General features: G+C 63.4%; 3 protein-coding genes and 1 pseudogene. All 4 read left to right on the forward strand.

Translation table 11 applies throughout. The features are described 5' to 3' along the window. Window positions 1–806: pseudogene (locus tag RFM40_RS33025) on the forward strand (hypothetical protein); the annotation flags it as partial. 237 nt (window positions 807–1,043) lie between these two features. Further along, window positions 1,044–3,347, forward strand: coding sequence for a peptidase domain-containing ABC transporter (locus RFM40_RS33030; RefSeq protein WP_320230336.1), 2,304 nt, complete (start codon window positions 1,044–1,046; stop codon window positions 3,345–3,347). A 78-nt stretch (window positions 3,348–3,425) separates the two neighbouring features. Next, the gene (locus RFM40_RS33035) at window positions 3,426–4,832 is read left to right on the forward strand and encodes an HlyD family type I secretion periplasmic adaptor subunit (RefSeq protein WP_320230337.1); all 1,407 of its coding nucleotides are present in this window, start codon (window positions 3,426–3,428) and stop codon (window positions 4,830–4,832) included. 44 nt (window positions 4,833–4,876) lie between these two features. After that, the gene (locus RFM40_RS33040) at window positions 4,877–6,604 is read left to right on the forward strand and encodes a tetratricopeptide repeat protein (RefSeq protein ID WP_320230338.1); all 1,728 of its coding nucleotides are present in this window, start codon (window positions 4,877–4,879) and stop codon (window positions 6,602–6,604) included. Window positions 6,605–6,874 lie beyond the last annotated feature (270 nt).

Below are 6,874 nucleotides of genomic sequence, written 5' to 3' on the forward strand. Positions count from 1 at the left end.
GTGCCACAGGTGCGACCGGCTCGACGGGCGCGACTGGAGCTACCGGTGCAACTGGCGCAACGGGTGCGACCGGCTCAACCGGAGCTACCGGTGCGACTGGAGCAACGGGTGCGACCGGCTCGACCGGCGCTACGGGTGCCACAGGTGCTACCGGCTCGACGGGCGCGACTGGAACTACCGGTGCGACTGGAGCAACGGGTGCTACCGGCTCGACCGGTGCGACCGGCGCCACGGGTACCACAGGTGCCACGGGCGCGACCGGCGCCACGGGTGCAACCGGAGCAACCGGCTCGACCGGTGCGACTGGTTCCACCGGCGCGACTGGGTCGGTCGGTGCAACTGGCCCGACCGGAGCGACCGGCCCCGGCGGCGAGACCGGTGATCATCACCATGGCAACAACGGCAATGGCAATGATCCCGACCACAGCGACAGCAGCAATCCTGGGAAGGGACATCCCAACGATGGCACTGATGCCGATGGCCCGGCTGACCACCACACCGCCGCCGTCACGGCCAGCTCGCTCGGGCTCAAGGACACGACGCAGTTCCTGCAATCCGGCTCGACCGACAGTGATGCCGTCAGCCATGCGTCGTTCCGCCAGCTTGTCAGCCTGGCCGCCGGTTCGGTGACGACCGACCTCCTGAATGTTCTCAACACGATCAGGGGATTTGGTCAGAACCAGAACAAGCCGGTGGGTGCAAGCACCGACCTGACCTCGGATCAGCACAAGCAGGGTGCCGGCTTCGCCAACAGCGACGACACCGTGAAGAAAGCGTTGAAGGACATTCTGAAGCCGCATGACTGAGCATGAGTGAGCAGGAATGGCGACCGGACAGACGACGATAGAAACCGGTCCAAAGCTGAGAAGCGGGCGCGCGGGCTTTGCGGAAAGGCAAGGCCTGCGCGTTCGGCCTTTGCGAGTGGTCAAGGGGCTCGCGCGACCGACCGGCGTGGAGTATCATCAGCGCCACCAGAGATTCCCGCGGGAATGGTCCGCCCCGGGCAATGTTGAACCATCGCCTGCCTACCCGAAGGGGAGTCCATGGTGAACGTTCCTGGGAGTGCTGAAATCCAGCCTGTGGAGCTGCGTGCCGGGACCGCGGCCGACCCGACCGGCATGCCCGGAGGCACCAGCGAAATGGGGCGGAGCCCCGGTGGCCCCGCCGAGTTTGACCAGGTCGGGCCGCGCCTCAAGGCGATGCTCCGGGTCGCCCGCTATCACGGTATTGAACTCGATCCGAACGAATTCAGGGCAGCGAGTAGCCCGTTCCCAAGCGCTACCGACCTTTCGGAATGGGCGCAGAACGGCGGCATGTGGTCTCGGGCAGTGCGCATTCGCTGGTCACACCTGTTGCGCTTTCAAGAGACTGGACCGGTCGTTCTCTTGTTCAGCGATGGCGGCGCTGGTCTCCTCACCGGGGCGAGCGCCGAGCGCAACGTGGTCTTCCTCAAAAGCCCGGAGGCGCCCGACGACGGTGCATCTACTGCCGTCGACGAGCTGCGCCTGTCGCAGGTTTGGACGGGCGAGGCGGTGCTGCTGCGAAACGCGCGATCCTATGTTGCCGCGGATGCGCCTTTCACGCTTCGCTGGCTCGCCGAACTGGTGAGGCTCGAAAGCCGGCCGCTTCGCGACGTCGCCATCGCCTCCTTCACGCTCAGCGTTCTTACCATTTTGCCGCCGCTGATCGTGATGACGGTGGTCAACAAGGTATTGCAGTTCAACAGTGTCTCCACGCTGTTACTCTTGTCGGCCATAGTCGCTGTCGTCTTCGCATACGAGACGCTCCTGGGCCACGCGCGGCGACTGATCATCAACGTCGTCGGAGCCCGCCTGGACACCAAGCTGCAACTGCACGTCTTCAGCCGGCTGCTGCGCCTGCCGCTCGACTATTTCGAGCGCCATCCTGCTGGCGAGACAATGTACCACCTCGCGCAGGTCTATCGAATCCGCGAGTTTCTGACGGGTAAATTGCTCAGCACGTTCCTGGACTTGATCACACTCTGCGTGCTGCTGCCGGTGATGTTCTATATCAACGTGAAGCTTGCCTGGATCGTCGTTGCCTGCGCAGCGGTGATCATGCTGATCATCCTTGCCTTCCTCAAGCCGCTGCGCCGAAGGTACCAGCGGGTGATCGACGCAGAGACCTGGAAGTCGGCGGCGTTGGGCGAAACTGTCGTCGGCATAAAGACCGTGAAGGCGTTAGGCCTTGAGCCGCAACGCAAGGCGCTCTGGGATGAGCGGGTAGCGGAGGCGGGAAGGGCGCGTCTGTCCTTCGGGCAGTTCGCCAGCTGGCCGCAGACCCTGGTTACGCCAATTGAACGCGTAATGGTGCTCGGCACTATGCTGATTGGCGCCTATCTCGCGATGAATGACAGTTCCGGCTATATGGTCGGCGGTCTCTTCGCCTTCATGATGATCTCTCAACGCGTCGCGCAACCGCTGGTCGGGTTGGTGCGGCTGATTGAAGACTACGAGGAGGTGGGGGCGGCAATCGGCGAGGCGGCATCGGTCCTTAACCGGCCGTTGGAGACGAGTTCGAATTCCCTCGGTCTGAGACCAAGGCTCCTCGGCGAAGTTACGTTCAGCGATCTGACGTTCAGCTATATCGGTACCAAGACGCCAGCTCTCGACCGGGTCAGCTTCCACATTCCGGCTGGGACCATGTTCGGCATTGTCGGGCGGAGCGGGTCGGGAAAATCGACCATCGCGCGCCTGCTACAGGGCATCAACCGGGATTACAGCGGGTTCCTGAAGCTGGACGGCGTCGACCTCAAAGAAATCAACCTACGTCATCTTCGCCAGGGGCTCGGCGTGGTCCTCCAGGACAATTTCCTGTTCCGCGGGTCGATCCGCGACAACATCATCGCCGGGCGCGCAGGCCTGACGCTTTCCGATGCCATGCGTGCCGCGCATCTGGCCGGCGCGGAAGAATTTATCGAACGGATGCCGAACGGATACGACACCTACATCGAGGAGGGTTCGCCCAACCTGTCGGGCGGTCAAAAGCAACGGCTGGCGATTGCGCGCGCCCTGATCCACGATCCGACCATCCTCATTCTCGACGAGGCCACTAGTGCTCTCGACCCGGAAAGCGAAGCGGTCGTCAGTGCCAATCTCATGCGCATCGCCAGCGGGCGCACCATGATCATCGTCTCGCATCGACTGTCCTCGCTCACCGACTGCGATCAGATCCTGGTTATGGAGCAGGGCAAGGTTCTCGACGTCGCTTCGCACACGATCCTGCTCGAACGATGCGCGGTTTATCGCCAGCTGTGGTCGCAGCAGAACCGACACTTGGACAACCGCGGCGGCCGGCCGGCGGCCGTACCACCGCGATTGGTTTGATGATGTCGTGGCGCAGCGGGATCGAGATTGAATGGTCGTTCTCGCCAAAGATGACTTGGATACGAGGTCTGGTAAGCCATGAGTAGCACCTCGCTCACCATCCGCCAGGCTCGCTGGCCGCGAGCGAAAACCAGCGATCCGACGACGCCGGCCATACTCGAGTTTCAATGGCCGTCGACAGCAGTCTCGAATGCGCCGATTCCTCGGGCGGCGCGCGGCATCGTATGGATGATTTCGAGCCTGGTGATCGTCTTAATCACCGTGGCAGGACTGATCCCGGTCGACCAGGTTGTGACGACGAGGGGGCTCGTGGTTTCACAATCGCCCAACATCATAGTGCAGCCACTGGAGACGGCGATTGTCCGCTCGATCGAAGTGCGCGAAGGACAGCATGTGCAGGCCGGTCAATTGCTTGCGCGCCTCGATTCGACCTTCGCCTCAGCAGACCTGCAGGCACTGGCCATGCAGGTCTCTACGCTTGAGGCTGAAGTGGCACGGTTGAAGGCGGAGGCCGACGGCAAGGACTTCAACTATGACGGCCTCGACCCCAGCTGGACCCTGCAGGCCTCGATCTTCGAGCGCCGCAAGGCGGTCTATGAGGCTAAGCTGGAGAATTTCGACCGGCAAAGCGATGAACTCAGTTCGGTGATCACGCGCGCGCAATCTGATGCCGCTGGCTACCGGCAGCGGCTCTCCGTCGCGGCGTCGATAGAAGAGATGCGCAAGCAACTGGAAGAAAGGCAGGTCGGGAGCCGCCTTAATACCCTGCTTGCCGAGGACAATTCGGCCGAAATGTCGCGCGCGCTCGGCAACGCCGTGCAGACAGCGGAAGCTGCCAGGCGCCAACAGGCTGCGGCAGCCGCCGACCGCGCCGGCTACATTCAAGGCTGGCGCGCGGAAGTCTCGCAAGGTTTGTCGGAGGCGAGTTCTCGCATGTCCGACGCTCGCGAGCTCTTCAATAAGGCAAAGCTGCGTAAGCAACTGGTCGAGCTGAAAAGCGAGGGAGATGCCATTGTCCAGTCCGTGGCAAAGGTGTCGGTCGGCTCGGTCCTGCAGTCGGGTGAGCGCCTGATCACGCTGGTGCCCGCCAAGGCGCCGCTCGAGATCGAGACAAATGTCGTCGGCCGAAGCAGTGGTTTCGTCCATGTCGGCGATCCCGTGGTCATCAAGTTCGACACCTTCCCCTATTCGCAATACGGCCTCGCTCACGGCACCGTGCGCACGCTCAGTCCGGATTCCTTCTCGGCTCAGGAGCAAGCCCGCGATCCAGACAGTTCGCTGGCAATGCTGCCCTCCAATGCAGAACCGTTCTATCGGACGCGCATTTCCATCGATCGGGTCGCGCTGCATGACGTACCCGCCGGGTTTGCCCTCACCCCCGGCATGCCGGTGACCGCCGACGTTCAGGTCGGCCGGCGCACGGTGCTCAAATATATTCTTGGGGTGATGCTCCCGATCGGTCAGGAAGCGATGCGCGAGCCGTAGTCTGCAGCTCGACCAGGAACTGGAGCAGTCAAAGGCTGGCATCGATGACAATTCTGGATCGCCTGACTGGTTTGGCTAGCCCGTCCGTAGCGTTGCGCCGGGCAACCCAGCTTTCTGAAAATGGCAAGCTTACGGAGGCCTTTCCGCTCTTCGCGACGGCTGCGCGTGCGGGAATCGGCCATGCCGAGTATCAGGTCGCGCGATGCTATCTCGAGGGTTCCGGCGTGCCGCCGAGCCGGGCAGAGGGGACGCGCTGGCTGCGGCGAGCAGCGGATCACGGGAGCGCCGATGCGCAGGCGCTCCTTGCTGCACTGTACGTGACCGGGATGGCGACAGCCGAAGCTGACAAGGACTCCGAATCGGAGCGCTTGTTCGTGGAGGACACCACGAGCGAGCCGGACTTTGCGTCAGCGCTCGACCTTGCCACGAAAGCGGCAGAGGCCGGCTCCGCCACCGGCCAGGCACTCCTCGGCTACATCCTAACCAGCGGTCCCGAACCTATGCGCGACGCGGATGCTGCGTACAGATGGTACGAACGGTCGGCCGCTGCCGGCTGCGCCGAAGGAAGCCTTGGTTTTGCCCTTTCGCTGGCACGGCGGGGTTTGTCGGCAGACCGAGCCAGGATTGCCGATCAGGTCCGGCGGGCGGCGGACGCGGACTTGCCGACAGCAATTTATCTTCTCGCGATCCTGACCGAACATGGCCTCGGTGTCGCAGGCGACCTTGCTGGCGCGGCGCGATTATACCAGTCAGCTGCGGAGAAAGGGCTTCCTGCGGCCCAGTTCCGATTGGGTCTGGCGCTTATCGACGGGAGCCTCGGCGATCAGGATCCTATGGCGGGAGAGGCCTGGATACGGCGCGCGGCATTGGCGGGTAACCTCGAGGCGGCGAATCTCCTCGGCGATCGGAACGTGAAGAGTCGGCCGCCGGACTTTTCAGAGGCGGCAATATGGTATCGTCGTGCGGCCGAGGGAGGGCACCAGGCCGCCGCACGTGCGCTGGCCTCTCTCTACCTGACGGGAAACGGTGTCGCCAGAGACGAGCAAGAGGGGACGCATTGGCTGCGCACCGCCGCAAGCAACGGGAACCGGGCGGCGCAAGTCGATCTGGCCAATCTTGTTCTTCAGGGAGTCGGCGAGCCGGACGATATCACGGGCGTAGCGGGATGGTTCGAGACGGCCGCGTTATCGGGCGACCTTATAGCCGCCTTCAATCTCGGGCTGTGTTTCGCCAAAGGCGTCGGCGTAGACCAGGATGAAACTCGGGCCGCGCAATGGCTGAGGCGCGCGGCTGAAGGCGTGGCCGAGGCCCAGTACATGTATGCGCGCATTCTCAGGGATGGGCGCGGCGTTGCCGCCGACGCACAACAGGCCCGCGCCTGGTTTGCCGAGGCGGCCGAGGGTGGCCTGCTCGATGCGCAGGTGGCGCTTGCTGAGATGCTGCTCAATGGGAGCGGAGGCAAACGTTCTCCGGAGGCCGCAGTGCAGCTGTTCCAACGGGCTGCTGCCGAAGGTCATGCAGGCGCAATGTTTGCGCTCGGCGCGCTGCAGAGCTCCGGCGAGGGACTGCCGGCCGACCACGTGGCGGCGCAGAAATGGTTTGCGGCCGCTGCCGAGCTCGGGCACGGGCAGGCCCAACTCATGCTCGGCCGATATCTTTCCAAAGGCCTTGCCGGAGAGCGCAACCCGGCAGCCAGCCGCCTTTGGCTCGAGCGAGCTGCGGCGCAAGGTTTTCAAGAAGCGGCCGACGAACTTTCCGAATTCCCCGGTTGAGGCATCTATTGCCAAGATTGCAGCACCACCAACCGAATTGACCGCATTGACAGTCAGATGTCGGCTGCAAGCCTTCCATCTGACCCTCCGAGCGCATCCTCGCACTGCTGAAATACTCCGAGTTGTCCGCAAAGCCGGCGGCACTACTATGGACGCGAAGTCGGCTTTTAGCTCAATCATCCCGACAGCGGACGATCCGCTTCCGTGAAGAGTTTCGGGCGCCGGCAGGCGTACGAAAGTCCCCGAGGAAGGAACCCGCGGGCCACAGGC

This window comes from Mesorhizobium captivum, assembly GCF_033977165.1.
In the GTDB taxonomy this organism is placed as follows: domain Bacteria; phylum Pseudomonadota; class Alphaproteobacteria; order Rhizobiales; family Rhizobiaceae; genus Mesorhizobium; species Mesorhizobium captivum.

What these genes read in the sequence shown, in the direction of transcription:
- RFM40_RS33030 (WP_320230336.1), top strand. Translation starts at nt 1,044, where the DNA reads ATGGTGAACGTTCCTGGGAGTGCTGAAATCCAGCCTGTGGAGCTGCGT.
- RFM40_RS33035 (WP_320230337.1), top strand. Translation starts at nt 3,426, where the DNA reads ATGAGTAGCACCTCGCTCACCATCCGCCAGGCTCGCTGGCCGCGAGCG.
- RFM40_RS33040 (WP_320230338.1), top strand. Translation starts at nt 4,877, where the DNA reads ATGACAATTCTGGATCGCCTGACTGGTTTGGCTAGCCCGTCCGTAGCG.